General features: G+C 69.5%; 23 protein-coding genes and 1 riboswitch. Of the genes, 7 read left to right on the forward strand and 16 right to left on the reverse strand.

Features of this window, described 5'->3' with window-relative positions; translation table 11 throughout:
• Window positions 1-98: 98 nt before the first annotated feature.
• The 9 genes from hisIE to hisG are packed head-to-tail and all read right to left on the reverse strand — an operon-like array spanning window position 99 to window position 7,299.
• Window positions 99-737 carry a bifunctional phosphoribosyl-AMP cyclohydrolase/phosphoribosyl-ATP diphosphatase HisIE gene (gene hisIE, locus ACJ8AT_RS23055; RefSeq protein WP_407739972.1) on the reverse strand — a complete coding sequence of 213 codons (639 nt, stop codon included), beginning with the start codon at window positions 735-737 and terminating at the stop codon, window positions 99-101.
• Window positions 737-1,519, reverse strand: a complete 783-nt coding sequence (gene hisN, locus ACJ8AT_RS23060) for a histidinol-phosphatase (protein ID WP_407739973.1) — start codon at window positions 1,517-1,519, stop codon at window positions 737-739. The genes hisIE and hisN overlap by 1 nt, the downstream gene beginning before the upstream one ends.
• The gene (hisF, locus tag ACJ8AT_RS23065) at window positions 1,516-2,277 is read right to left on the reverse strand and encodes an imidazole glycerol phosphate synthase subunit HisF (RefSeq protein ID WP_407739974.1); all 762 of its coding nucleotides are present in this window, start codon (window positions 2,275-2,277) and stop codon (window positions 1,516-1,518) included. The genes hisN and hisF overlap by 4 nt, the downstream gene beginning before the upstream one ends.
• Window positions 2,277-2,813: an imidazoleglycerol-phosphate dehydratase gene (locus ACJ8AT_RS23070; RefSeq protein WP_407739975.1), complete on the reverse strand. Its 537-nt coding sequence runs from the start codon at window positions 2,811-2,813 to the stop codon at window positions 2,277-2,279. Before ACJ8AT_RS23070 ends, hisF begins: the two co-directional genes overlap by 1 nt.
• Window positions 2,810-3,523, reverse strand: a complete 714-nt coding sequence (locus tag ACJ8AT_RS23075; RefSeq protein ID WP_407739976.1) for a HisA/HisF-related TIM barrel protein — start codon at window positions 3,521-3,523, stop codon at window positions 2,810-2,812. The genes ACJ8AT_RS23070 and ACJ8AT_RS23075 overlap by 4 nt, the downstream gene beginning before the upstream one ends.
• Window positions 3,520-4,113 (reverse strand): imidazole glycerol phosphate synthase subunit HisH, encoded by a 594-nt coding sequence (gene hisH, locus ACJ8AT_RS23080; protein WP_407739977.1) that lies wholly within the window; start codon window positions 4,111-4,113, stop codon window positions 3,520-3,522. Before hisH ends, ACJ8AT_RS23075 begins: the two co-directional genes overlap by 4 nt.
• Complete coding sequence (locus ACJ8AT_RS23085; protein WP_407739978.1) at window positions 4,110-5,147, reverse strand: pyridoxal phosphate-dependent aminotransferase; 1,038 nt, start codon at window positions 5,145-5,147, stop codon at window positions 4,110-4,112. Before ACJ8AT_RS23085 ends, hisH begins: the two co-directional genes overlap by 4 nt.
• Entirely contained in the window at window positions 5,144-6,445 is a 1,302-nt protein-coding gene (gene hisD, locus ACJ8AT_RS23090; protein ID WP_407739979.1) for a histidinol dehydrogenase, read from the reverse strand. The genes ACJ8AT_RS23085 and hisD overlap by 4 nt, the downstream gene beginning before the upstream one ends.
• Entirely contained in the window at window positions 6,442-7,299 is an 858-nt protein-coding gene (gene hisG, locus ACJ8AT_RS23095) for an ATP phosphoribosyltransferase (RefSeq protein ID WP_407739980.1), read from the reverse strand. The genes hisD and hisG overlap by 4 nt, the downstream gene beginning before the upstream one ends.
• 292 nt (window positions 7,300-7,591) lie before the next feature.
• Here hisG and thiO point away from each other — a divergent pair, with 292 nt between their 5' ends.
• From thiO to moaA, 3 genes are all read left to right on the forward strand, one after another.
• Window positions 7,592-8,704 (forward strand): glycine oxidase ThiO, encoded by a 1,113-nt coding sequence (gene thiO / locus ACJ8AT_RS23100; protein ID WP_407739981.1) that lies wholly within the window; start codon window positions 7,592-7,594, stop codon window positions 8,702-8,704.
• A gap of 114 nt (window positions 8,705-8,818) precedes the next feature.
• Window positions 8,819-10,009 carry an HD-GYP domain-containing protein gene (locus ACJ8AT_RS23105; RefSeq protein WP_407739982.1) on the forward strand — a complete coding sequence of 397 codons (1,191 nt, stop codon included), beginning with the start codon at window positions 8,819-8,821 and terminating at the stop codon, window positions 10,007-10,009.
• Between the two features lie 164 nt (window positions 10,010-10,173).
• The gene (gene moaA, locus ACJ8AT_RS23110; protein ID WP_407739983.1) at window positions 10,174-11,196 is read left to right on the forward strand and encodes a GTP 3',8-cyclase MoaA; all 1,023 of its coding nucleotides are present in this window, start codon (window positions 10,174-10,176) and stop codon (window positions 11,194-11,196) included.
• Window positions 11,197-11,264: 68 nt separating this feature from the next.
• Here moaA and ACJ8AT_RS23115 read toward each other — a convergent pair whose 3' ends face one another.
• A complete protein-coding gene (locus ACJ8AT_RS23115) occupies window positions 11,265-11,648 on the reverse strand; it encodes a DUF4870 domain-containing protein (RefSeq protein ID WP_407739984.1) in 384 nt (127 codons plus the stop codon).
• Between the two features lie 141 nt (window positions 11,649-11,789).
• Complete coding sequence (gene thiC / locus ACJ8AT_RS23120; protein ID WP_407739985.1) at window positions 11,790-13,664, reverse strand: phosphomethylpyrimidine synthase ThiC; 1,875 nt, start codon at window positions 13,662-13,664, stop codon at window positions 11,790-11,792.
• Window positions 13,665-13,704: 40 nt separating this feature from the next.
• A riboswitch (TPP riboswitch) is annotated at window positions 13,705-13,813 on the reverse strand.
• Between the two features lie 184 nt (window positions 13,814-13,997).
• Between thiC and ACJ8AT_RS23125 the strand changes: the two genes are divergently transcribed.
• Genes ACJ8AT_RS23125 through ACJ8AT_RS23140 form a run of 4 tightly spaced genes read left to right on the forward strand, consistent with a single transcriptional unit; the run spans window position 13,998 to window position 16,549 of the window.
• A complete protein-coding gene (locus ACJ8AT_RS23125; RefSeq protein ID WP_407739986.1) occupies window positions 13,998-14,429 on the forward strand; it encodes a CBS domain-containing protein in 432 nt (143 codons plus the stop codon).
• A gap of 7 nt (window positions 14,430-14,436) precedes the next feature.
• Complete coding sequence (locus ACJ8AT_RS23130; RefSeq protein ID WP_407739987.1) at window positions 14,437-14,916, forward strand: hypothetical protein; 480 nt, start codon at window positions 14,437-14,439, stop codon at window positions 14,914-14,916.
• Window positions 14,917-14,920: 4 nt separating this feature from the next.
• Window positions 14,921-16,333, forward strand: coding sequence for a sigma-54-dependent transcriptional regulator (locus tag ACJ8AT_RS23135; RefSeq protein WP_407739988.1), 1,413 nt, complete (start codon window positions 14,921-14,923; stop codon window positions 16,331-16,333).
• Window positions 16,334-16,393: 60 nt separating this feature from the next.
• The gene (locus ACJ8AT_RS23140) at window positions 16,394-16,549 is read left to right on the forward strand and encodes a hypothetical protein (protein ID WP_407739989.1); all 156 of its coding nucleotides are present in this window, start codon (window positions 16,394-16,396) and stop codon (window positions 16,547-16,549) included.
• A 16-nt stretch (window positions 16,550-16,565) separates the two neighbouring features.
• Here the strand turns inward: ACJ8AT_RS23140 and ACJ8AT_RS23145 are convergent, their stop codons facing one another.
• The 5 genes from ACJ8AT_RS23145 to ACJ8AT_RS23165 all read right to left on the reverse strand — a co-directional run bounded on the left by ACJ8AT_RS23145 (window position 16,566) and on the right by ACJ8AT_RS23165 (window position 22,608).
• Complete coding sequence (locus ACJ8AT_RS23145; protein WP_407739990.1) at window positions 16,566-18,758, reverse strand: fused MFS/spermidine synthase; 2,193 nt, start codon at window positions 18,756-18,758, stop codon at window positions 16,566-16,568.
• 12 nt (window positions 18,759-18,770) lie between these two features.
• Window positions 18,771-19,892 (reverse strand): sensor histidine kinase, encoded by a 1,122-nt coding sequence (locus ACJ8AT_RS23150; protein ID WP_407739991.1) that lies wholly within the window; start codon window positions 19,890-19,892, stop codon window positions 18,771-18,773.
• A complete protein-coding gene (locus ACJ8AT_RS23155) occupies window positions 19,889-20,599 on the reverse strand; it encodes a response regulator (RefSeq protein WP_407739992.1) in 711 nt (236 codons plus the stop codon). The genes ACJ8AT_RS23150 and ACJ8AT_RS23155 overlap by 4 nt, the downstream gene beginning before the upstream one ends.
• On the reverse strand, window positions 20,574-21,764 hold the full coding sequence (locus ACJ8AT_RS23160) for a protoglobin domain-containing protein (RefSeq protein ID WP_407739993.1): 1,191 nt from the start codon (window positions 21,762-21,764) through the stop codon (window positions 20,574-20,576). The genes ACJ8AT_RS23155 and ACJ8AT_RS23160 overlap by 26 nt, the downstream gene beginning before the upstream one ends.
• A 73-nt stretch (window positions 21,765-21,837) precedes the next feature.
• Entirely contained in the window at window positions 21,838-22,608 is a 771-nt protein-coding gene (locus ACJ8AT_RS23165) for a hypothetical protein (RefSeq protein ID WP_407739994.1), read from the reverse strand.
• Between the last annotated feature and the right edge of the window lie 50 nt (window positions 22,609-22,658).

The following is a 22,658-nucleotide window of genomic DNA, read 5'->3' on the forward strand; positions in this document are numbered from 1 at the left end:
AAAGCCGGGGATACCGCTGTCTCACCCACATCCACCATCGGTCATGTGGCCGAGATCCAGCATTCCGGGAATTCCATGTGTCCGCAGCGAGCCTCTCCTCAGGACTTTTCGCGGGGGAGGGTCAAAGCAGCCGCCTTGCTCGCTCGCTGAGAAAGCACCTGCTTCACGTCGTCCAGGGTGATGCCCAGGGGACGGACGGCGACGAGCAGGTGGTAGAGCACGTCCGCGGCCTCCTCGGCCGCGCGAGCCTTGTCCCCGTCCGCGCACGCCGTCACCAGCTCCGCGGCCTCCTCGCCTATCTTCTTCAGGCGCAGGTTCCGGTCGTCCAGCAGCCGCCGCGTGTAGCTGGGCTTCTCCCCCGCTGCGGGTGCCTTCGCCGCGCGCTCGGCGATTGTCGCATCCAGCGCCACCAGCGCGTCCAGCCGCCCCGGGCCGAAGCAGGTCTCCTCGCCGGTGTGGCAAGCGGGGCCCGCCTTCTCCACCCGCGCGAGCACCGCGTCTCCGTCACAGTCCGCCGTGAGGGACACCACGCGCTGCACGTTGCCGCTGGTGGCGCCCTTGTGCCACAGGCCCCGGGTCCGCGAGCGGTAGTGCATCTCGCCCGTGGCCAGGGTGCGCTCGAGCGCCTCGCGATCCGCGTGCGCCACCATGAGCAGATCGCCCGAGCGAGCGTCCTGCGTCACCACCGTCACCAGCCCATTGCCCTTGGTGAAGTCCAGCTTGGAGAGATCCAGCATCACTTTCCCTTGTTGGCTCCGAGCAGCTCGCGCACCTGCGTCGCGAGCGCCGCGTTCGTCGCAATGCCATTGCCGCCGAACGAAGTGCGCGCCCCCGTCCAGTCGGTGAACACCCCACCCGCCTCCTCGATGATGGGCTGCAGCGCCGCCGCGTCCCAGGGGGAGAGCAGCTCGTCCACCATCACCTCGGCGCGGCCCGTGGCCACCAGGAGGTAGCCGTAGCAGTCGCCCCAGGTGCGATCCATGGCGGCCTTCGCCGCGAGCGCCCGCCACGCGTTGCCTCGCTCCGGGAACTGGAGGAAGCGCTCGTCCGTGGACAGCACCATGGCCTGGGACAGCACCGACACGGAGGAGACCTTCGTCACCTTGTCATTCCAGTAGCAGCCCTGGCCGGGCGAGGCCACCAGCAGATCTCCCACGGCCGGGAAGTACGCGGCGCCCGCGAGGATGCGCTCGCCCTCGGCCACCGCCACCAGCGTGCCCCAGAGCGGCACGCCGCGGATGAACGTCTTGGTGCCGTCGATGGGATCCAGGATCCACCGGCGCCGGGCTCCGGCGCGCGTCTCGCCGAACTCCTCTCCGAGGATGCCATCCTGGGGAAAGCGCGCTTCGAGCCACTCACGCGCGGTCTGCTCGGAGGTGCGGTCCGCCACGGTGACGGGAGTGCCGTCTCCCTTGATGTCCACGGTGACGCCCTTGCGGAAGAACTCGAGCGCCACGTCGCCGGACTTCCGAGCCACCTCCGCGGCGGCCTGCATCAACCCCTGCACTTCCGTCGTCATGCGACGCTCCTGATCCTCAGGCCGCTCGTTCGGAGCAGCGTCTTGATCGCCCCGACCGTGGTGAGGCCGTCGTGGAGGATGCCCGCCACCAGCGCCGCGTCCGCCCTGCCCTCCGTGAGCGCGTCTCGCACGTGCTCCGCGTTCCCCGCCCCACCCGAAGCGATGACTGGGACGTCCACCGCCTCGGCGACGGCCCGCGTCAGGTCCAGGTCATACCCCGAACGGGCCCCGTCGCGATCGATGCTCGTGAGGAGGACCTCGCCTGCGCCACGTTTCACACACTCGCGGGCCCAGGCCACCGCGTCCAGGTCCGTGGGCGTCCGGCCGCCGCGGGTGTAGACACGCCACCGGCCGGCCTCGCGCCGGGCGTCGATGCTGGCCACCACGCACTGGGCGCCGAAGCGCTCCGCGCAGGCCGTGAGCAACTCCGGGTTCGTCACCGCCGCCGAGTTGATGCTCACCTTGTCCGCCCCGGCTCGCAGCGCGCGGCCCACGTCGTCCACGGTGCGCACGCCGCCACCCACGGTGAGGGGAATGAAGAGGCGCTCGGCGGTGCGCTGGACCACGTCCCACAACGTCTCGCGCTCCTCGTGGCTGGCGGAGATGTCCAGGAAGGTGATCTCGTCGGCGCCCTCGGCCTCGTAGCGCAGGGCCAGGGCCACCGGATCTCCCACGTCTCGCAGGCCCTCGAACTGGACGCCCTTCACCACGCGCCCACCCTTCATGTCCAGGCAGACGATCAGCCGTCGCGTCAGCATCACTTCACCTCCAGGGCGACCGAGCCCTTGGTGCTGAACACCGTCCCCGAGTCCACCAGCGCATCGCGCAGCGCGAGCCCCACGGCCTTGAACGCCGCCTCGGTGACGTGGTGGCTGTCCTTGCCTCGGAGGATGCGGATGTGGAGCGTCACCTTGGCGTGCTCGCAGAAGGAGCGCATCCAATGATCGTAGAGCTTATTGCGCAGCGGGCCGCGGTAGTAGAAGCGCCCGCACGTGTCGATGGCCGCGTGCACCAGCGCGTCATCCATGGGGATGGTGCGCTCGCCGTAGCGCGCGGCGGTGGGCGGGATGATCTGGTAGACGGCCGTGCCCACGGCGATGGCCACGTCCTCCATGATGTGGTGCCGCAGGTCTCCGCGCGCGTGGAGGTTCAGATCGAGCCCCGCGTACTTCGCGAAGGTGCCCAGCATGTGGTCGAAGAACTTCAGGCCGGTGTCCACCTTGGCCACGCCCTGACCGCGCGTCAGCTCGACGCGGATCTGCGTCTCCTTCGTCTCTCGAGTCACGACAGTCATGCGAACTCCCGTGCGACCGCGGCCGCGTCGAGCTTCCCGGTGTAGAGCGCCATGCCGATGACGGCGCCATGAGCCCCGGCGTCCGCCAGGGCTCGGAGATCCTCCTGCGTGGTCACCCCGCCCGAGGCGTACACGGGGTGCCGGCTGCTGCGCACCACCTCCTGCATCAGTGGCAGGTCCACGCCTCCCATCTGCCCCTCCTTGTGGACGGCGGTGACGAGCAAGCCACCCAGGGGCAACGGCTCCAGCGCCGAGAGCACGTCGGCGACATCCCGGGAGCTTCCGGCCGTCCAGCCGCGCGTCACCACCTCGCGGCCCTTCACATCCGCGGCCACCACCACCCGGCCGGGGAAGCGGCTGGCCATCTCGGACAGCCACGCGGTGTCCTCGATGGCGCGTGTGCCCACCACGACGAAGGAAGCGCCGCTGGCGAGCACCGCTTCCACCCGAGCCGTGTCCCGCACGCCACCGCCCACGGTGAAGGTAAGGCCCTGCTCGTGGCTCAACAGCCGGGCGATGGCCTCCAGGTTGGAGCCCTTGCCCAGCGCCGCGTCCAGGTCCACGACGTGGAACGTCTTGAAGCCCAGGCTCCGCCACTTCTTCAGCGCATCGAGCGGATCATTCACGCGCACGCGCTCGGCGTCATACGAGCCACCCACGAGCTGCACGCACGCGCCCTCGCGCAGGTCGATGGCTGGGATGGCGATCATGGCGCCACCTCGCGGAGGAACGCCTGCACGAAGCGCACACCCGCCGCGGAGCTCTTCTCCGGGTGGAACTGCACCCCGAGCACCTTGCCTCGCCGCACCGAGGCCGGGAAGCGATCCTCCTCGTGGGTCGTCCAGCCCGCCACCACTCCGGGCTCCTCGGCGCGGCAGACGAAGCTGTGGGCGTAGTAGACGGTGTCCAGCTTCGCCCCCGGCACCGCGGCATCCTCCTCCACCGAGTTCCAGCCGATGTGCGGCACATGCTTCGCGCGCAGCCGCGTCACCCGGCCCTTGAAGACGCCGAGTCCGCGTCCCTCGCCCTCGTCGCTGGCCTCGAAGAGGAGCTGCATGCCCAGGCAGATACCGAGGCACGGGAGTCCTGCTTGCAGAGCCTGGCGCATCTGCTCACGGCCGGGCTCCAGCCGAGCCGCCGCTGCACCGAACGCGCCCACGCCGGGCAGCACGAGCACATCCGTGTCCAGCGCCTTCACGGGATCCGTCTGCACGCGGACCTCCGCGCCCGCCGTGGTGGCGAGCGCCTTGGCCAGCGAGTGGATGTTCCCCGCGCCGTAATCGAAGAGGGTGACTCTCACCGCCGTGCCTCCCGCAGCGCCTGGAGCGCCGCCTCCATCATGGGCCAGGGACCGCAGCCGATCCGCAGCGCGTCTCCGACGCCGGTCAATCCTTTGAACGCTCGCACGTTCACGTCCAGCTCGCGCATCCGCGCGGCCACCTGGGGAGCGCCGGGCAGAGGAATCATGACGAAGTTGCCCTCGCACGGCAGCGGCTGGAGCCCCTGCGCCTTCAGCTCCTCCACCAACCGTTTGCGGATCTGCTTGGACTCCTCGGCCCGGGCCTTCACCCAGGGGAGCCCCTCGGTGAGCGCGGCGATGGCGGCTCGCTCGGAGACGCCGGAGTGCTTGTACGGGCCGCGCGCCTTCTCGATCTCGGCCACCAGCTCGGGGCGGCCCATGGCGTAGCCCACGCGCAGGCCCGCCAGACCGAACGCCTTGGAGAGCGTCCGCGTCACGATGACATTGGGCCGCGAGCGCACCAGATCCTCGAAGGTGACGCTGGAGAACTCCGCATAGGCCTCATCCACGAGGACGAGGCCCGGCGCCGCATCCACGAGCCGCTCGAGCGCCGCGCGAGAGACGATCGTGCTCGTGGGGTTGTTCGGGGTACAGACGTAGATGAGCCGCGCCCCCGTGGCGAGCAGTCCGTCCACGTCGATGTCGAAGTCCGGCCGCAGCCGCACCGGGACGAACTGGAGGCCGTTTACCTTCGCGAAGTAGGCCAGCATCGAGAAGGAGGGATCCGGGACAGCGATGCGCTCGCCCGGCTCCAGGAAGGCGCGCAGGGCACAGTCGATCAGATCGTCCGAGCCGCAGCCCGTGGTGAGCCACGACGGCTCGAAGCCCGTATAGGACGCCAGGGCCTGCTTGAGCTCCGGCGCGTAGCTGATCGGATAGCGCGAGACGAGCGAGGGAGCGAACTCGCGCACGGCCCGCTCGGCGGCCGGGGGCATGCCGAAGAGGTTGGTGTTGTCGCTCAGGTCCACGCGGCAGTGCACCGCTGGTGGCGAGTAGAGCGAGATGCCCTCGTAGGAGGGACGGCGGGGAATCATGGCTTCCTCCAGGCCCGAGCGGCCTCGGCGTGGGCGAAGAGTCCCTCGCTGTCGGCGAGCACGCCCACGTCCTCCGAGAGCCGCGCCGCCGCGTCATGATCCACGCGCTGGTAGGTGGTCCACCGGTAGAAGTCGAGCACGGACAGGCCCGAGTACGCATGGCCCAGGCCCGCGGTGGGCAGGACATGGTTGGCGCCCGTCATGTAGTCCCCGAAGGCGACGGAGGCGCGCTCGCCGAGGAACACGGTGCCACAGTTGCGCACGAGCGCCAGCTGCTCCCGAGCAGAGGCCGTGGCGATGAGCAGGTGCTCGGGCGCGAACTCCGAGACGAAGGGCCAGGCCTCCTCCAGGGACTCCACGCTCAGCACGGCGCCGCGCTCGCGCAGGGCGGTGGTCACAATCTCCTTCCGCTGAGCCCGAGCCGCCGCGCGCTCCACCGCCGCGGCGATGGTCTCGGCCACCGTCACACTCACGGCCAGGGTGACGCAGCAGGCGTCCGGATCGTGCTCGGCCTGGGCGAGCATCTCTCGCGCCACGGCCTCGGGATCGGCCGATCGGTCCGCGACGACGAGGATCTCACTCGGCCCAGCGGGTGCGTCGATCGCCACCGCGTCCACCACCTGGAGCTTGGCCGCGGCGACGTAGGCATTGCCTGGACCCACGATGCGATCCACGCGCGGCACGCTCTGGGTGCCATAGGCCAGGGCGGCCACCGCGCCCGCTCCACCCAGGGCGAAGACCCGATCCGCGCCCGCCAGCGCCGCCGCCGCGAGCACTCCCGCCGCGGGCAGCCCCTCCGGCCCAGGAGGCGAGCAGACGATGATCTCCCCGACTCCAGCCACCTTCGCGGGCACCACGCCCATCAGCACGCTGCTGGGGTACACGGCCCGGCCACCCGGCGCGTACACGCCCACGCGCCCGAGCGGATCCGGCCTCCGGCCCACGATGATTCCCGGCTCCGTCTCGACCTCGATGGCCTGAGGCTTCTGAGCGGCGTGGGCCTTGGCGATGTTGCGGGCCGCGCGCTCCAGGGCGTTGCGGACCTTCGGATCGAGCGACGCGAGCGCCGCCTCCCACTTCGCCCGAGGCACCTCGAGCGCCGACAGGTTCGCGCGATCGAACTCCTTCGCCATCTGCAGGAGCGCGGCGTCTCCCTCGCGGCGGACACGGGCGATGATGTCCCGGACGCGCGAGGCCACCTGGGCATCCGACTCGCCCGAGCGATCCAGCAGGCGGCGGCGGGACTCGGGAGACAGAGCCGCCAGCGGCCCTCGGTACTTCAGGGCAACAGGGCTCACGGCATCAACCTCTCGATGCGGGTGACGAGGATGCCTTCGCAGCCCACGGCCTTGAGGGCGTTGATGGTGCGGTAGATGGTCTTCGCGGGGACGACGGCGTGCACGGCCACGTAGTCACCGCCGTTCATGATGTCCACCACGGTGGGGCCATTGAGGCCGGGGATCACCTCGCGCACCTGGGGCAGCGCCCTGCGAGGCACGTTGGCCATCAGGTAACGCTTGCCCCGAGCGGCCAGCACCGAGCCCAGCGCCTGCTTCAGCTCGTCCAGCCTGTGCACGGCCTCCGAGTCGTTGCGCTTGCAGGCCACCAGCCGGGCGCTGGACTCGAGCACGGTGCCCACCTCGCGCAGGCCGTTCATCTTGAGCGTGGAGCCGGTGGAGGTCAGGTCCACGACGATGTCCGCGATGCCCAGGTGGGGAGCGATCTCGGCGGCGCCGGACACGGGCACCACGACGACCTGCTGCCCGCGCTTGGTGAAGAACTCCTGGGTGAGCCGGGGGAAGCAGGAGGCCACGCGCATCCCGTCCTTCACTCCGTCCGCCGAGGTGATGCCGCTCTCCTCGCGAGCGGCCACCACCAGCCGGCACCGGCCGAACTCCAGATCCATGAGCAGGTCCAGCTCGCGCCCGGCCTCGTTGACGAGATCCCACCCGGTGACTCCGGCGTGCGCGGCGCCATCGGCGACGAACTCGGGGATGTCCTGGGCGCGGACGAAGATGGCCTCGAACTCGCCGCCCAGCGAGGCCGTGAGGGCGCGTTCACCCCGGACACGGACCTCGAGCCCGGCGTCGTTGAACAGCTCGCGGACCTCTTCGGAGAGGCGGCCTTTGTTGGGGAGGGCGATCTTCATCATCGGAGGGTTCCAGTTCGGGGTTGGGAGGAGAACGCTGAAACGAAAAAAGCCCGTCCTGAGGGGGGACGGGCTTTCGGTCACTGCGGCAGGTCCGGGTGGATGAGGCGGCTAGGCATTCATCCAGGCATGCGCGCGGCGAGCGGTCCCGTCAGGGCCGAGCCGATGATGCGCATGGTGATGATGGATGGACACAAAACGCACGGTCAAATGAGTAACGGAAAGTGCCCCCGCGCGTCAACCTGCCCTGGCCGACGCTTGCAAACCTCCAGGGGAGAAAGCACAAGCGGGCGCCATGAGTCTCCCGGACGTCATCATCGTGGGCGGAGGCGTGATGGGCTGTAGCCTCGCGCTGCGGCTGCGCCAGGCGGGCGCGAAGGTCACGGTGCTGGAGCGCTCCATCCCCGGCGCCGAGGCCTCCAGCGCGGCCGCTGGAATCCTCGGACCTCAGATGGAGTCTGATGGCCCGGGCCCCTTCCTGGAGCTGTGCCTGCGCAGCCGCGCGCTCTATGGCGCTCTGGCCACGGAGCTGCGGGAGCTCACCGGCGTGGACATCGCCTATCTGCCCTGCGGCGCCCTCAAGGCCGCCTTCACCGAGTCCGAGGCCCATCACCTGGAAGCCACGGCGGCCTGGCAGCGGGCGCTCGGCCTGCGCGCGGAGCTGCTCGACGGGAAGCAGGCCCGCCAGCTCGAGCCATCACTCTCCCCGCAGGCCCTGGCCGCCGTGCGCTTCCCGGATGATCACCAGGTGGATAACCGGCTGCTCGTCCGAGCCCTCTCGATGGCCGTGGCGCGCGTGGGCGCCACCTTCCGCAGCGGCTACGTGCGCGGGATCGTCGAAGAGCACGGGCGCGCGGTGGGCGTGGACCTGGACGGCGATCTCCTCCGAGCCAGCGCCGTGGTCGTCGCCGCCGGCTCCTGGTCCGGGCTCGTCCAAGGCACGGCGATGAATCCCCACGCCGTGCGCCCGGCCCGAGGGCAGATGCTCGAACTCCAGACGCGGCTGCCCGTCACCGCTCACATCCTCACCTCCGAGAAGGGCTATCTGGTGCCTCGCACGGATGGGCGGGTGATCGCAGGCAGCACCATGGAGTTCGCAGGCTTCGACAAGCAGGTGACCGCCGAGGGCGTCTCCCGCATCCTCGCCATGGCCCTGGAGCTGTGCCCCGCGCTCGCTCAGGCCCCCGTCACCAACATGTGGGCCGGCTTCCGCCCCTTCACCGAGGACCGGCTGCCCATCCTGGGCCCTGGCCCCTTGCCTGGCCTCTTCCTGGCCACGGGCCACTTCCGCAATGGCATCCTGCTGACTCCCATCACTGCGAAGCTGCTTACGCAGTGCATCTTGGGCGAAAGGCCCTCGGTGGACCTCACTCCCTTCCGGTACGATCGGTTCAGTGCTAGGGCTTGAGCCTGAAGCAACCTGTCGCATCTCCAACTGGAGAGCGACCAGGAAGGCAGGGAAGGTGGTAACTTCTCGTACCTATTGGCGATCGAAACCCGGAAACCTCTAGAATCCCCCGCCGTGGAAGCCATTCCCCCAGCCCCTCCTCGCATCCTGATCGTGGACGACGACGATTCCGTCCGCGACGTCATCTCCGTCCTCCTCACGGAGGAGGGCTACAACTGCGTGGTCGCCAGCGGCGCCGAGATGGCCCTGGACATCGCCAGCGAGGCCGAGACGCCGCTGGTGATCAGCGACATGAAGATGCCGGGCAAGGATGGCCTGTGGCTGCTCGAGAACCTGCGCGAGCGTCACCCGGATACCTCCGTCATCATGCTCACGGGCTACGGCGACACGGAGTCCGCGGTGGACTGCCTGCGCCGCGGCGCGGTGGACTACCTGCTCAAGCCACCCAAGCTGACGGATCTCATCCGCGCCATCGAGCGCGCGCTGGCCAAGCGCCGCATCGAGCTGGCGCGCAAGCGCTACCAGAAGAAGCTGGAGCGCAAGGTGCGCGATCGCACCGCGGAGCTGCGCTCGGCGCTGCGAGACATCGCCAACACGTACCAGAACACGCTGCTGGCGCTGGTGGCGGCGCTGGACGCTCGCGAGCACGAGACGTCGGACCACTCGCAGCGCGTGGTGAGCTACACCGCGGCCATCGCGCAGCGCATGAGCATCGGCGGCAAGGAGCTGGAGGAGATCGGCCGCGGCGCGCTCTTGCATGACATTGGGAAGATCGGCGTGCCGGACGCGGTGCTGCTCAAGCCGGGCAAGCTGACGCCGGACGAGTGGCTGGAGATGCGCAAGCACCCGGACATCGGCTTCCAGATGATCCAGGCCATCCCGTTCCTGGACACGCCGGCGCAGATCGTGCTGTCGCACCAGGAGCGGTGGGACGGCGCGGGCTATCCGCGCAACCTGCAGAAGAACGAGATCCACATCGGCGCGCGCATCTTCGCGGTGGCGGACACGCTGGACGCGATGACGAGCGATCGGCCGTACCGCAAGGGAACGACGTTCGCCAACGCGATCCTGGAGATCAAGCGCTGCTCCAACACGCAGTTCGATCCCGAGGTGGTGCGGGCGTTCCTGGACATCGGCGAGGAGGGCCTCGTCCGGATCAAGCTGGAGATGGCCGAGCGCAAGCTGAAGCCGCCCGAGGTGGAGGCCCAGGCCCAGGACGCCGAGGCCGAGCTGGAGAAGCTCACCGAGGACGACGACATGGAGCTGACGCCGGCCCCTGAGCTGCCCGGCAACAAGGTGGCCTGACTCGGGCGCGGAGGTCTTCACCACACTGGCGCTGGAAGGCATGGCCCAGCGGCACTCGGGCGAGTACGACGGGTCGGAAACCGCACTGCCCCTGTGAGGACAGGCGTGCATCCCCGCGCAATAGGGTCCATATTCCTCTTGCTGTATGCTCGCTCTCACCTGAGATGACGCCCCCTCCCTCCGCGCCAGCCGCCGCTCCCGTGCGAGACCCGCTCGCGCCTCCGCTTCTGGACGCCCAGGGGCGGCGGATGACGTACCTGCGGCTGAGCATCACCGACCGCTGCAACTTCCGTTGCACCTACTGCTCGCCCGCCTCCTGGGGAGGCAAGAAGGACCTGCTCACCCCCGCCGAGTTCGAGCGCATCGTCTCCGTGTTCGCCGCCATGGGCATCCAGCGCGTGCGCCTCACCGGCGGCGAGCCCCTCATCCGCCCGGACATCCTCGAGATCGCCCAGCGCATCTCCGCCACGCCCGGCGTGCGGCGGGTGGCCATCACCACCAATGCCAGCCACCTCGAGCGGCTCGCCGTGCCCCTGCGCGAGGCCGGCGTCAGCCAGCTCAACATGAGCCTGGACACCCTCTCCGAGGAGACCTTCCGCCGCATCTCCAAGCAGGGAGACTTCGCCGCCACGCTGCGCGGCATCGACGCGGCGGCCCAGGCCGGCTACGACTCGCTCAAGCTCAACGTCGTCGTCATGCGCGGCGTCAATGACGCGGAGGCCCCGGCCCTCGCCCGCTACGCGCACGAGCGCGGCATCACCCCTCGCTTCATCGAGCTGATGCCCTTCGGCCAGGGCACCCCGGTTCCCACCGCCGAGCTCGTCGAGCAGATCCAGGCCGCCGGCATGCCGCTGATGCCCGAGCCGGCGGAGGATGCCTCCAGCCTCACCTCGGGCCCGGCGCGCTACTGGCGTGCCCCCACCGGCCGCGTGGGCTTCATCTCTCCCCTCACCCAGAACTTCTGCGGCGGGTGCAACCGCGTGCGGGTGGCCTCCAACGGAGACTTGCGGAGCTGCCTCGGCGGGCGCGCCCAGGCTCCGCTGCACCAGCTCATCCGCGGCGGCGCCTCGGACACGGAGCTGGCCCTGGCCATCCGCCGCGCCCTGGGCGAGAAGCCGGACGGCCACCGCTTCACCGAGGCCGGCAACGGCTCCACCCTGCTGCCCATGATGGGCATCGGCGGCTGACCCCGCAGACACCACGGGCGAGGAGAGCTCCCGCGAAGGGGGCCGCCTCGCCCGCGAAGACCTTCCGCCTACTTCAGCAGCCGGAGCGTCGCCGGGTAGCGGTACATCTCGCCGTTGTTGGCCTTGATGCCGGCGATGATGGTCAGCACCAGCGCCGCCAGGCCCACCAGCGGCAGCAACAGGGCGCCGATGGCCAGACAGATGAGGGCGGCCGACACGAAGATGGCGATCGTCACGGTGATCTGGAAGTTGAGCGCCTCCTTCGCCTGGGCCTCCACCCAGGGGGACTCCTTGCCCTTGGTCAGCATGACGATCAACGGGCCGAGGAACGGCAGCCCAATCACGCCTGCGACCAGCGCGCTCAGGTGCGCGATCATTCCCCACGTCTTCTCGTCCTGAGTCGGTGCCGGCGAGCCGGTCAGGAACGGCGACCCTGTCTGCTGCTGCTCCATGAGAGATCCCCTCCAAGAGACTCCGGGGCGCGCATGCCGCGCCCTGTCGCCCGTGTTTTGCCAGCGACCGTGCCAAATGTCACGTAAGGCACATGTCACGGCCCCGGGAAGCCTTGGAGCTCCAACAGACCTCCCGGGCCCTCAGCGGTAGAGCTCGCCGCCCGCCTTCTTGAACTCCTCGCTCTTCTCGGCCATGCCGGCCTCCAGGGCCGTCTCCGCCGCGACGCCGCTCTTCTGCGCGAAGTCCCGCACCTCCTGGGTGATCTTCATGGAGCAGAACTGCGGGCCGCACATGGAGCAGAAGTGGGCCACCTTGGCGCCCTCGGCCGGCAGCGTCTCGTCGTGGAAGGCCCGGGCGCGCTCCGGATCCAGCGAGAGGTTGAACTGGTCCTCCCAGCGGAACTCGAAGCGAGCCTTGGACAGCGCGTTGTCCCGCGCCTGCGCCCCCGGGTGGCCCTTGGCCAGATCCGCCGCGTGCGCGGCGATCTTGTAGGTGATGACACCCTCCTTCACGTCATCCCGGTCCGGCAGGCCCAGGTGCTCCTTGGGGGTGACGTAGCAGAGCATCGCCGTGCCGAACCAGCCGATCATCGCCGCGCCAATGCCGCTGGTGAAGTGATCGTACCCGGGCGCGATGTCCGTGGTCAGAGGCCCCAGCGTGTAGAAGGGCGCCTCGTGGCACACGGCCAGCTGCTTCGTCATGTTCTCCTGGATGAGGTGCATGGGCACGTGGCCCGGCCCCTCGATCATCACCTGCACGTCGTGCTTCCAGGCGATCTTCGTCAGCTCGCCCAGCGTCTCCAGCTCGCCGAACTGCGCCGCGTCGTTGGCGTCCGCGATCGAGCCGGGGCGCAGGCCGTCGCCCAGGCTGAAGCTGACGTCATACGCCTTCATGATCTCGCAGATCTCCTCGAAGTGCGTGTAGAGGAAGTTCTCCTGGTGGTGGGACAGGCACCACTTGGCCAGGATGGAGCCTCCCCGGCTCACAATCCCCGTCAGCCGCTTCGCCGTCAGAGGGATGTACGCCAGCCGCACGCCCGCGTGGATGGTGAAGTAGTCCACGCCCTGCTCGCACTGCTCAATGAGCGTGTCGCGGTAGATCTCCCAGGTGAGCTCCTCGGCCTTGCCGCCCACCTTCTCCAGCGCCTGGTAGATGGGCACCGTGCCGATGGGCACCGGCGCGTTGCGCAGGATCCACTCGCGCGTCTCGTGGATGTTGCGGCCGGTGGACAGGTCCATCACCGTGTCCGCGCCCCAGCGGATGGACCACACCATCTTCTCGACTTCCTCCTCGATCGAAGAGGTGACGGCCGAGTTGCCGATGTTGGCGTTGATCTTCACCAGGAAGTTGCGGCCGATGATCATCGGCTCCAGCTCCGGGTGGTTGATGTTGGCGGGGATGATGGCGCGGCCCCGGGCCACCTCGTCCCGCACGAACTCGGGGGTGATCTTCTTTGGGATCGCCGCGCCCCAGGAGTGCCCCGGGTGCTGCGCCGCGAGCGAGGCCTCCACCTTCAGGTTCTCGCGCACCGCCACGTACTCCATCTCCGGGGTGATGAGGCCCTTGCGCGCGTAGTGCAGCTGCGTGACGTTGGCGCCGGGCTTCGCCACGCGCGGCATGCGGCGGTGGGAGAAGCGCAGCCCGGCCAGCCGCGGATCCTGCTCGCGGGTGCGGCCGTACTCGGAGGTGATGCCCGGCAGCTCCTCGGTGTCTCCCCGGGCGGCGATCCAGCTGGCGCGGAGGGGCGCCAGGCCCTCTCTCAGCTCGATGCGCGCCTCAGGATCCGTATACGGGCCGCTGGAGTCATAGACGTAGACGGGCGGGTTGGCCGTCTCCTTCGCGTCCGGACCGTGGCTGTGGCGGGTGGGCGTCTGGCTGATCTCCCGCATGGGCACCCGCAGCTCCGGGTACCGCTCGCCAGGCATGTACACCTTGCGCGAGGCCGGCAGCGGCCCCCGCGAGATGCCCTCCAGCACCTTGCCATCGACCTTGAGGCTCCTGGACGCTCCACTCATACGGCACTCTCCTCATGGCGGCTCGGGAGGCAGGCGAGGCGGGGCGCGCTCGCCGCTTCCCTCCGCCGGTATGAACCGGTTCAGGTTCCAAGGGTCCGGCCGGGCTTCCGGCCGTCTCAGCCCCTGCCGGGGCACCCCTAGCGACGGGCGGGGTGTACCCCACGAGGGAGGGGCATTCAACCCAGCCGCGCAGCATCTGCGGGGTAGCGAGCAGACGCGCAAACGTTGCGCCCTCACGTGGACAACCCCACCGTCCTTTAGGGCCACCTTGGCTTGGACCCGAACCTGCATAACGGGTCACCACATGCACTCTTCGAGCGGGAGCCTTCATTCATGAAAACCGTTGGCGAGCTGATGACCCGTGATCTGGTCACGCTCAAGGAAACCCAGAACCTGGCCATGGCGGACGAGCTGCTTCGTCTCCACCGCATCCGCCACCTGCCGGTGGTTCGGGAGGGCAAGCTGGTAGGGCTCATCACCCACCGCGATCTGCTCAAGGCCACTTCGAACAAGACCCCGGATCCGGCGAAGAATCCCACGTGGGCGGCGGACATCATGAACCGCGAGGTGCGCACGGTGCGGCCGGACATGTCCCTGCGCGACTCCGTGAAGCTGATGCTGGACAACAAGTTCGGCTGTCTGCCCGTCGTCGGAGAGGACGGCAAGTTGCTGGGGATCCTCACGGAGGCGGACCTGGTGCGCTACGCCCAGCAGCTCCTCACCGAAATGGATCGGATGAGCGAGGCGGCCGAGTACGAGGAGTGACCCTGCCATGACATCCATCTCCGCGACCGAGTTCGAGACACGCCTTCAGTGGCATGGAGAGGAGCGGGCCACGCTCACCACCGAGCATGCCCCGCCTCTTCCGCTCGGCGACAAGATCGACCGGTTGCCGTTCCCGGATCGCTGGTCGCCCGAGACGATGCTGATCGGCGCGGCCGAGGGCTGCACCCTGCAGACCTTCCTGGACCGCGCCCGAGCCGAGCGGATTGAGATCCTCTTCTACCAGAGCTCCGCGATGGGCCGGCGCGTGGAGGGCAACGGGCTGCCGCCCCACATCACGGACATCATCGTCCGGCCCCACGTGGCGGTCCGCACCGAGGAGGATGCGGAGCGGGTGCGCCACATCTTCGCGGAGCTGCCGCGCTGGTGCTTCCCCAGCACCATCCTGCGCCTCACGCCGCGCATCGAGCCCATCGTGGAAGTATGGGATGGTCACGCCCGCCCTACTCGCCCTGAGGTAAGAGCGTAACCCTATGGTCGCTGAACGCATCCTGGTTGTTGACGACGAAGACAACGCCCGCCGGGCCATGGTCACCATCCTGGGCGAGGAGGGCTACGAGGTCGCCGAGGCCTCCAACGGCGTGGACGCGCTGGCGCGCATCGCGGAGTTCGCTCCGGCGGTGGTCCTCTCGGACGTGCGCATGCCGCAGATGGACGGGCTCACCCTGCTCAAGAAGGCGCGCGAGCAGGGCTCGGATGCCACCTTCGTGATGATGACGGCCTTCGCCAGCGTGGAGACGGCCGTCGAGGCCATGCGCTCGGGCGCCGACAACTACCTCGTCAAGCCGCTGGACGCGGACGCGGTGCTCGTCATCCTCAGCAAGGAGCTGGAGAAGCGCAGCCTGCGCCGCGAGGCCGAGTCCCTGAGGGATCAGGTGCGCGAGCGCACCCGCTTCCACAACATCATCGGGGACTCGCCCCAGCTCCAGGGCGTCTACGACCTGGTCCGGCGCGCGGCGCACACCCGCGCCACCGTGCTCATCCTCGGCGAGTCCGGCACGGGCAAGGAGCTCATCGCCCAGGCGCTGCACCAGGAGTCGCCGCGCAAGGACAAGCCCTTCATCCGCGTGCACTGCGCCGCGCTGTCCGAGAACCTGCTGGAGAGCGAGCTGTTCGGCCACGAGAAGGGCTCCTTCACCGGCGCGGTGGCGCGCAAGGAGGGCCGCTTCGAGCTGGCGGACGGGGGCACCCTCTTCCTGGACGAGCTTGGCGAGATCTCCCCCTCCGTGCAGGTGAAGCTGCTGCGCGTGCTCCAGCAGCGCGAGTTCGAGCGCGTGGGCGGCACGCAGACGATCAAGGTGGACGTGCGCATCGTCGCCGCCACCCACCGGGATCTGGCCGCCGAGGTGAAGGCGGGCCGCTTCCGTGAGGATCTCTTCTACCGGCTCAACGTCGTCTCGGTCACCCTGCCCCCGCTGCGCGACCGCAAGAGCGACATCCCCGCCCTGGTCAGCCACTTCCTGGAGAAGTACAGCGACAACTACGGCAAGGAGGTGAAGGGGCTGGCACCGGGCACGCTCCAGGCCCTGCTGGCGCACGACTGGCCGGGCAACATCCGCGAGCTGGAGAACGCCATCGAGCGGGCGGTGGTGCTGGCCCAGGGTACGGAGCTGGCCACGGACGATCTGCCGCCCGTGCTGAGAGGCCCTCGGCCGCTGGGCTCTGGCTCGAACAGCCTCATCCCCGGCGCCACCATGGCCACCATCGAGCGCGAGGCCATCCTCCGCACGCTGGAGATGGTGCAGGGCTCCACCAGCCGCGCCGCGGAGATCCTCGGGATCAGCGTGCGGAAGATCCAATACCGGCTGAAGGAATACAGTAGCGGCAAGACACCCTCCTCGGACGAGGAGCCAAAAGAGGGAGCAGCGGTGGAGTCCTCGGGTTGATAGGGTGAGCCGTGGGCCTGACCATCTCAGGCCTCGTTCAACCGTACTCTGGAGGATCGTGTGGGGTTCTGGGGAGAGCTGTTCATCGGTATGGCGGTGATGATCCTGCTCGTGGTGCTCCTGGGGCCCGGGCTGTGGAGCTCGCGCGTGGACATCCACAAGGCGGATGACCGCAAGCCCAAGGATCAGGGCAAGGACGTCCCGCCGGGCCAGTAGCCCTCCGGCCCAGCGCTCAGGGCGAGGCCTGCGCCGGGAGGACGATCTCCCGCACCTCGCTCTGCCAACTTCCTTTGTTGAGCAGGGGCAGCACGCTGCCTCGCTCGTCCGTCCAGGTGACCGAGGCAGGCCCCAGCAGCTCCAGGCGGCGCACGTTGGAGGTCGCCTTCACGAAGGTGGGCCCCCAGGAGAACTCCGCGTCCGGGCTCAGCAGCACCCACACGCTCCGCGCGGGGTTGTCCTTGGGGTTGTAGACGACCAGCGTGGCGTGCATCCCGAAGGCCCGCGCGTGCGCGAGCGCGATGGGCACCAGATCCAGGTGCGCGTTGCTGATGTGGAGGGCCAGCACCCCGTGGGGCGCCAGGTGCTTGCGGTAGACGGTGACGGCCTCCTCGGTGAGCAGGTGCACGGGGATGGAGTCCGAGCTGAAGGTGTCCACCGCGAGCACGTCGAAGCCCTCGGCCTGGCCCTGCTCCAGCTCCCGCTCGAGTGAGATGCGCGCATCGCCCTCCACCACCTCCACGCGCGCCGGGGTGTCCGCCAGATAGCTGAAGTAGCCGCCCTCGCCTCGCGCCAGGGAGATGATCTTCGGGTTGATCTCGTAGAAGCGGACGGAGTCCTCCGCCTGGGCCAGCGCGGCGGTGGAGCCCACGCCCAGCCCCAGCACCCCGATGCGCAGCCCCGGCGGCAGCCCCACGGCCTCACGCAGGCGCCGGTGCTCGGCGACGGCCAGCCCCAGCCCGCTCTCGGGCGTGAAGTAGGACATGGGGAGCCGCCGCTTCACGGGATCGGTGTATTGGACGCCGTGGGCGATGGCGCCGTGCTTGAGGGTGAAACGGTGCTCCTCGGGCTTGTCCCGGCCTTGCTCCAGCACCTGCACCACGCCGAAGAAGTTCCGCGCCGTCAGCCGGATCTCGCGCCGGAAGTCCGCCACCGCCACGCCCAACCCGACGATCACGAAGGCGAGCAGGAACATCCGAATGCTCCGCCGCAGCCGCTCCAGCCGCTCCTCGCCGGGAGGGCGTGGCAGCATGGTGACCAGGGCGATGAGACAGCAGGCCGCCAGCGCCAATGGATACTCCGCATAGGTGACGAAGATGCGCGGCGCGATGATCGTCACGATGATCCCGCCCAGCACTCCGCCCACGGACACCCAGAGGTAGAAGGCGCTCAGGTAACGGGGCGCGGGCCGCAGCCGGTACAGCTCGCCGTGGCACACCATGCAGCCGGCCAGGAGCGCTCCACCGTACGCGAGGATCTGCAGGCCAAGCGCCGTGTGCGGCCCCGCGAGGACGACCCGCGTCACGCCCGCCACCGCGACGATGAGCAGCAGGGAGAACAGCGTGCGCGAGTACAGCGCCTCCCGCTCGAAGGCGATGATGAAGGTGAGCAGGTAGAGCGCCAGGGGCAGCACCCACAAGAACGGACCAGCCGCCACGTCCTGCGAGAGCTGGTTCGTCGTGGCCAGCAGCAGCACCGACGCGCACCCGCTCAGCCCCAGCCACGCCAGCGTGCGCCCCAGCCCTGGCCGAGCGCTCGCCTCATCCGACAAGCCCGCTGCCAGCTCCGGCGACACGGCCTCCGCGGGCGCGGGCGTCAGCTCCCGGCTCCACACGTCCCTGGCGCATACGGCGCAGCCCGCGACGAACAGGACAAAGCCCGCGGCCCATCCCCACCCCTGCAGGCTGCGCGGCACGGCGGGCTCGACGACAAACGGATAGCTCAGCAGCGCCAGCAGCGAGCCCGCGTTGGACAGCGAATAGAGCCGATACGGCGAGGCGCCCGGCCGAGCCCGGGCGAACCAGCTCTGCAGCAGTGGCGCCGTGGTGGACAGCGCGAAGAACGGCAGGCCAATCGTCACCGCCAGCATCGCCAGGAGCCGGCCGGTGAAGCCCTCTACGCCCGTGGGCCGCCACTCCGGACCGGGCGCCACGGGCGAGCCCACCAGGAGCGCGCGAGCGGCGAGCACCACCACCGTGAGCCCCAGCAAGCCCAGGTGCAGCTTCACCTGAGCCCGAGGCGCCAGGCGCGTAGCGACGACATGCGCGTAGGCGTAGCCGGCCAGCAGCGCCGCCTGGAAGAAGAGCATGCAGGCCGTCCATACCGCGGGCGTGCCCCCGAACCACGGCAGCGCGAACTTCCCCGCCAGCGGCTGGACTCCAAAGAGCAGAAAGGCACTGGCGAAGAGCGTGAGGGCGTACCGACGCATGCGGTACGCAGGCTACCTCACCGCTGGGCCGGGAACAGACGCAGCCTTGGGCAATCGCACCACGAAGCGCGCTCCCCCGCCCGGCGCCTCCGCCACCTCCAGCCCGCCCCCATGCTGAGTCACGATCGAGTGCACGATCGAGAGCCCCAGCCCCGAGCCCTGCGCCTTCGTCGTGAAGAAGGGCTCGAAGATGCGATCGCGCAGCGCCACGGGCACTCCCGGGCCTGTGTCATCCACCGTCACCCAGATCTGGTGCTCATCCTCGCCCGTGGAGATGCGGACCTCCCCGCCCTCGGGCGTCGCGGCCAAGGCGTTGAGCACCAGGTTGATGAGCACCTGCCGCAGCCGCTCCTCCTCGCCCGCCACCCGAGAGCCAGGCACGGGGCCCACCAGCTCGAGCCGCACCTTGCGTGCCTCGGCCTCGCCTGCCAGCAGATCCACCACCCGGCGCAGCAGCGGCTCCACCTCCACCGGCGCCGGGCTGAAGTCCCGAGGCCTCGCGAACTGGAGGAAGTCCTCCAGGATGTGATCCAGCCGCCGGATCTCGTCGCGCACCAGGTTCAACGGCTCGATCAGCGCTTCCTGCTGGGTGTCCGGGAGCTTGCGCACGCGGCGCTCCAGCACCGTGAGCTGCAGCGCCGCCGCGTTGAGTGGGTTGCGAATCTCATGGGACAGGCCCGCCGTCATCGTCCCCACCGCCGCCAGCCGCTCCGTCATCTGCGCCCGGCGCGCCAGCTCCCGCTTCTCCGCCTGCAATCTCACCTGCCGCATGGCCTGCTCCACTGTGAGCAATAGCTCCTGGGGCGCACACGGCTTCATCAGGTAGGCGCACGCCCCGGCACGCACCGCCGCCACCGCCGTCTCCAAGGTGGCGAAGCCGGTGAGCAGCACCACTTCGGACTCGGGCAGTTCTTGCTTCAGCTCCGCTGCGAGCGCCGTGCCATCCCCGTCCGGGAGGCGGAGGTCCACCAACGCCACATCGAAGCCGCTCTTGGCTCGCGCTCGCGCGGCGCGGCAGCTGTCTGCCAGGTCTACCTCGTAGCCCTCGTCCCCCAGCAGATCCTGGAGGTTGTCGAGGAAGGCGGTGTTGTCATCCACCACCAGGACACGAGGACGGTGCGCCGCGGAGCTCATGCGGCGGCCTTGCCCGCGGTGTGCACCTGCTCCAGGGCCTTCAGGAGGGCCGCGGTGTCGAAGGGCTTGGAGAACACTTGGTCCCCTGGGTCGATCGAGGTCATCTCCGGATAGGCGGTGATGATGAAGGTCGGCAGGTCCGGGAAGCGGGCCTTCAGCCGGCGCAGCGCCTCGCCATCGGGGCCGCCGGGCAGGCGCAAGTCCACCAGCGCGGCGAAGGGCTTCACCATGGAGAGCCGATCCGCCTCCATCACCGAGCGGGCCGTGACACAGGAGAAGCCCCGCGTGCGCAGCACCTCGTTGAGGTTGTCCGCCAGCGCCGGATCATCCTCCACCAGGGCCACCAGCCCATCCCGCCGCGCGGACGACAGCAACCCCAACAGCGTGGGCAGCGGCACCGGCTTGGGCAGCACCGCCAGCAGCCCCTCGCTGCGCGCCGCCTCCAGATCGTTCTCTCCCGGGTGGGCGGTGATGACCACGGCGGCGATGCCCGGATCCACCTTGCGGATCTGGCTCACGGTCGCCGCGCCGCTCATGCCCGGCATCTTCATGTCGGTGAGGAGCGCGTCGAAGCGTGTCGTCTTCGCCAGCGCGAGCGCCTCGGCGCCGTCGGTCACCACGGTGGCCGAGTCGCCCGAGTCTCGGAGGATCTCCGCGATGTTCTCCGCGAAGGCCCGGTTGTCATCCAAGAGCAGGTAGTGCCGCACGGGCCCCTCCTTGAGGCGCGATCGGTAGTCGGAGCAGGAAGCGGGCGCCGGAGCCCCCCTCGGGACGCGGCGCGTAGATGATGGAGCCGCCGTGGCGCTCCAGGATTCGCTTGACGAGCGGCAGGCCCAGACCAATGCCGCGCGCCTTGGTGGTCATCAGCGGCTCGAAGAGGCGCCGGCGGATGGACTCGCTCACCCCCGGCCCCGAGTCCTCGAACGCGAGCTCCACGCTGTCGGCGAGCGCCGTGGCCTTCAGCTCCACCGTGCCGGCCTCGCCCACCGCCTGCACGGCGTTCTCCAGGAGGTTGAGGAAGACCTGCCGGAGCTGGTGGGGATCGCCTCGCACCTCGGGCAGCTCCGCCAGCCCCTGCGCGCTCACGAGCACTCGCGCCGGGTGCTGCACCGCCAAGAGCGCGCTCTGCCACACGGTCTCCAGCTTCACGGGCTCGTGCTTCAGCGGCTTGTCGCGGATCATGTCCAGCAGATCCGAGACGATCCGGTTGGCGATCCCCACCTGCTCGCCGATGCGATCCAGGTGCTTGACGGTGCGCTCGTCCCCCTGCCCTACCCGGCCTTTGATGATGAAGAGCGACGTCTCGATCACCCCGAGCGGGTTGCGCAGCTCATGGCCGATGGAGCCCACCAGCTGGCCGAAGGTGGAGAGCCGCTCGTTGCGCGCCTGCTGCGCGAGCAGATCCTCCCGGTAGGTGTGGAGCATGATGGCCAGCTCCAGATCGAGGATCTTCGAGAGCGCCATCCGCATCGCCACCAGCTCCTGGGGCCGCTCGCGGTAGTGCTCGTCGATGAGCGCGTTGAACTCCCGCCGCAGCACGTTCATCGCGCCGAACATGTAGTGCTGGGGAAGCGCGATGCGCACGTGCATGCGCCCGATCCGGCAGCGCAGCTCGTAGTACGCCTCATCCCACGGGCCCCGCAGCAGCTGATCCATCCAGATCTGCAGCGTGCCCTTGAGGTGGCCCACCTGGCGCTCGCCCCCCTCGAGGGCCGTGCGTGCGCCCTCGTGCTCCAGGATGCGGGCGTAGAACACCTCGGCGATCCGGTTGAACTCGCCGCGCGCCACCCCGTGGAGGGAGAGCAGCGCCTGCTCGTCCTCCGGGCTGAAGCCGACGTACCTCTTGAGCTCCTCGAACAAGGTCTCTGCCATCACGAAGCAGCCTAATGCCAGCCCTGGCGCTGGATAGCCACTCTGTGTCCCGTTCAGTTCGTTTGTCCCGCCCTCACCCGGCCACAGGAGCATCCGCCCAGGGCAGCTGCTCCACGCGGCACCCCACCTGCCGGGCCAACTCCATCAGCAGCAGCTCCCGGTGGGTGCGCAGCTCCAGCCGCAGGCGCTGCTGGTGCTTGAGGAAGTGCAGGCCATGGACGACCTCGAGCATGGTGGCCTCGCCCGAGGAGAGCGCCAGCAGCGCCGAGCCCAGCGCCTCTTCAGCGGCCGGCAGCAGCTGGTTCTCCACGGCGTCCAGGCGGTTGTCCACGCTCGTCAGCCGCGCGAGCACCCGCTCCACCCCTGGGCTCGACGCCCTGGAGCCAAGCGCCTCGCGGCTCAACGTCCCATCCGGGGACCACGGCGGCGCCACCTCTCCCTCCAGAATGGCGTTATCGGGATCGGCCTTGCCCTGCTCATCGAGCAGCTCCGTCCGCGCGTCCGCCAGCTCGTCCACCTCCTGCTGCGCCAGGAGCAGCTCCGCGTCGAGCTGTACGCGCTCGTGCGAGTAGATGACGTCCTGGGAGGCGTGGGCCGTGAGCTGGCTGAGTGTGTCCAGGAAGTCCCGCACCCCCTCCTCGATCAGCCGCGCCTCCCGGTTGAAGCGCAGCCATAGCTGAACCCGCGCCTCCTCCTTCCCCGGGGACTCGAGGAAGCGTGACAGGCTCAAGCTCCGTGGCGAGGGCTCGGCCGGCGGCTGCACGCGCTGACGCGGAGGAACCACCGGCAGGGGCGAGCCTGGCTCCACGGCTCCGGCCAGGCTGGCCGTGGCGCTCAGGAGCACAGCGAGGAGGAGGAAAGAAGGGCTGCGGGAAACCATATCGGACTCCGTGA

The sequence above is a fragment of the Hyalangium sp. genome, assembly GCF_045802625.1.
Classification (GTDB): Bacteria; Myxococcota; Myxococcia; order Myxococcales; family Myxococcaceae; genus Hyalangium.

Coding starts and splice junctions, on each gene's coding strand:
- ACJ8AT_RS23145 (WP_407739990.1), bottom strand. CDS start 18,758: ATGCGTCGGTACGCCCTCACGCTCTTCGCCAGTGCCTTTCTGCTCTTT.
- moaA (WP_407739983.1), top strand. CDS start 10,174: ATGACGCCCCCTCCCTCCGCGCCAGCCGCCGCTCCCGTGCGAGACCCG.
- ACJ8AT_RS23075 (WP_407739976.1), bottom strand. CDS start 3,523: ATGATCGCCATCCCAGCCATCGACCTGCGCGAGGGCGCGTGCGTGCAG.
- hisG (WP_407739980.1), bottom strand. CDS start 7,299: ATGATGAAGATCGCCCTCCCCAACAAAGGCCGCCTCTCCGAAGAGGTC.
- ACJ8AT_RS23160 (WP_407739993.1), bottom strand. CDS start 21,764: ATGGCAGAGACCTTGTTCGAGGAGCTCAAGAGGTACGTCGGCTTCAGC.
- ACJ8AT_RS23125 (WP_407739986.1), top strand. CDS start 13,998: ATGAAAACCGTTGGCGAGCTGATGACCCGTGATCTGGTCACGCTCAAG.
- ACJ8AT_RS23115 (WP_407739984.1), bottom strand. CDS start 11,648: ATGGAGCAGCAGCAGACAGGGTCGCCGTTCCTGACCGGCTCGCCGGCA.
- ACJ8AT_RS23070 (WP_407739975.1), bottom strand. CDS start 2,813: ATGACTGTCGTGACTCGAGAGACGAAGGAGACGCAGATCCGCGTCGAG.
- hisF (WP_407739974.1), bottom strand. CDS start 2,277: ATGCTGACGCGACGGCTGATCGTCTGCCTGGACATGAAGGGTGGGCGC.
- ACJ8AT_RS23135 (WP_407739988.1), top strand. CDS start 14,921: ATGGTCGCTGAACGCATCCTGGTTGTTGACGACGAAGACAACGCCCGC.
- thiO (WP_407739981.1), top strand. CDS start 7,592: ATGAGTCTCCCGGACGTCATCATCGTGGGCGGAGGCGTGATGGGCTGT.
- hisIE (WP_407739972.1), bottom strand. CDS start 737: ATGCTGGATCTCTCCAAGCTGGACTTCACCAAGGGCAATGGGCTGGTG.
- hisN (WP_407739973.1), bottom strand. CDS start 1,519: ATGACGACGGAAGTGCAGGGGTTGATGCAGGCCGCCGCGGAGGTGGCT.
- ACJ8AT_RS23085 (WP_407739978.1), bottom strand. CDS start 5,147: ATGATTCCCCGCCGTCCCTCCTACGAGGGCATCTCGCTCTACTCGCCA.
- thiC (WP_407739985.1), bottom strand. CDS start 13,664: ATGAGTGGAGCGTCCAGGAGCCTCAAGGTCGATGGCAAGGTGCTGGAG.
- ACJ8AT_RS23130 (WP_407739987.1), top strand. CDS start 14,437: ATGACATCCATCTCCGCGACCGAGTTCGAGACACGCCTTCAGTGGCAT.
- ACJ8AT_RS23150 (WP_407739991.1), bottom strand. CDS start 19,892: ATGAGCTCCGCGGCGCACCGTCCTCGTGTCCTGGTGGTGGATGACAAC.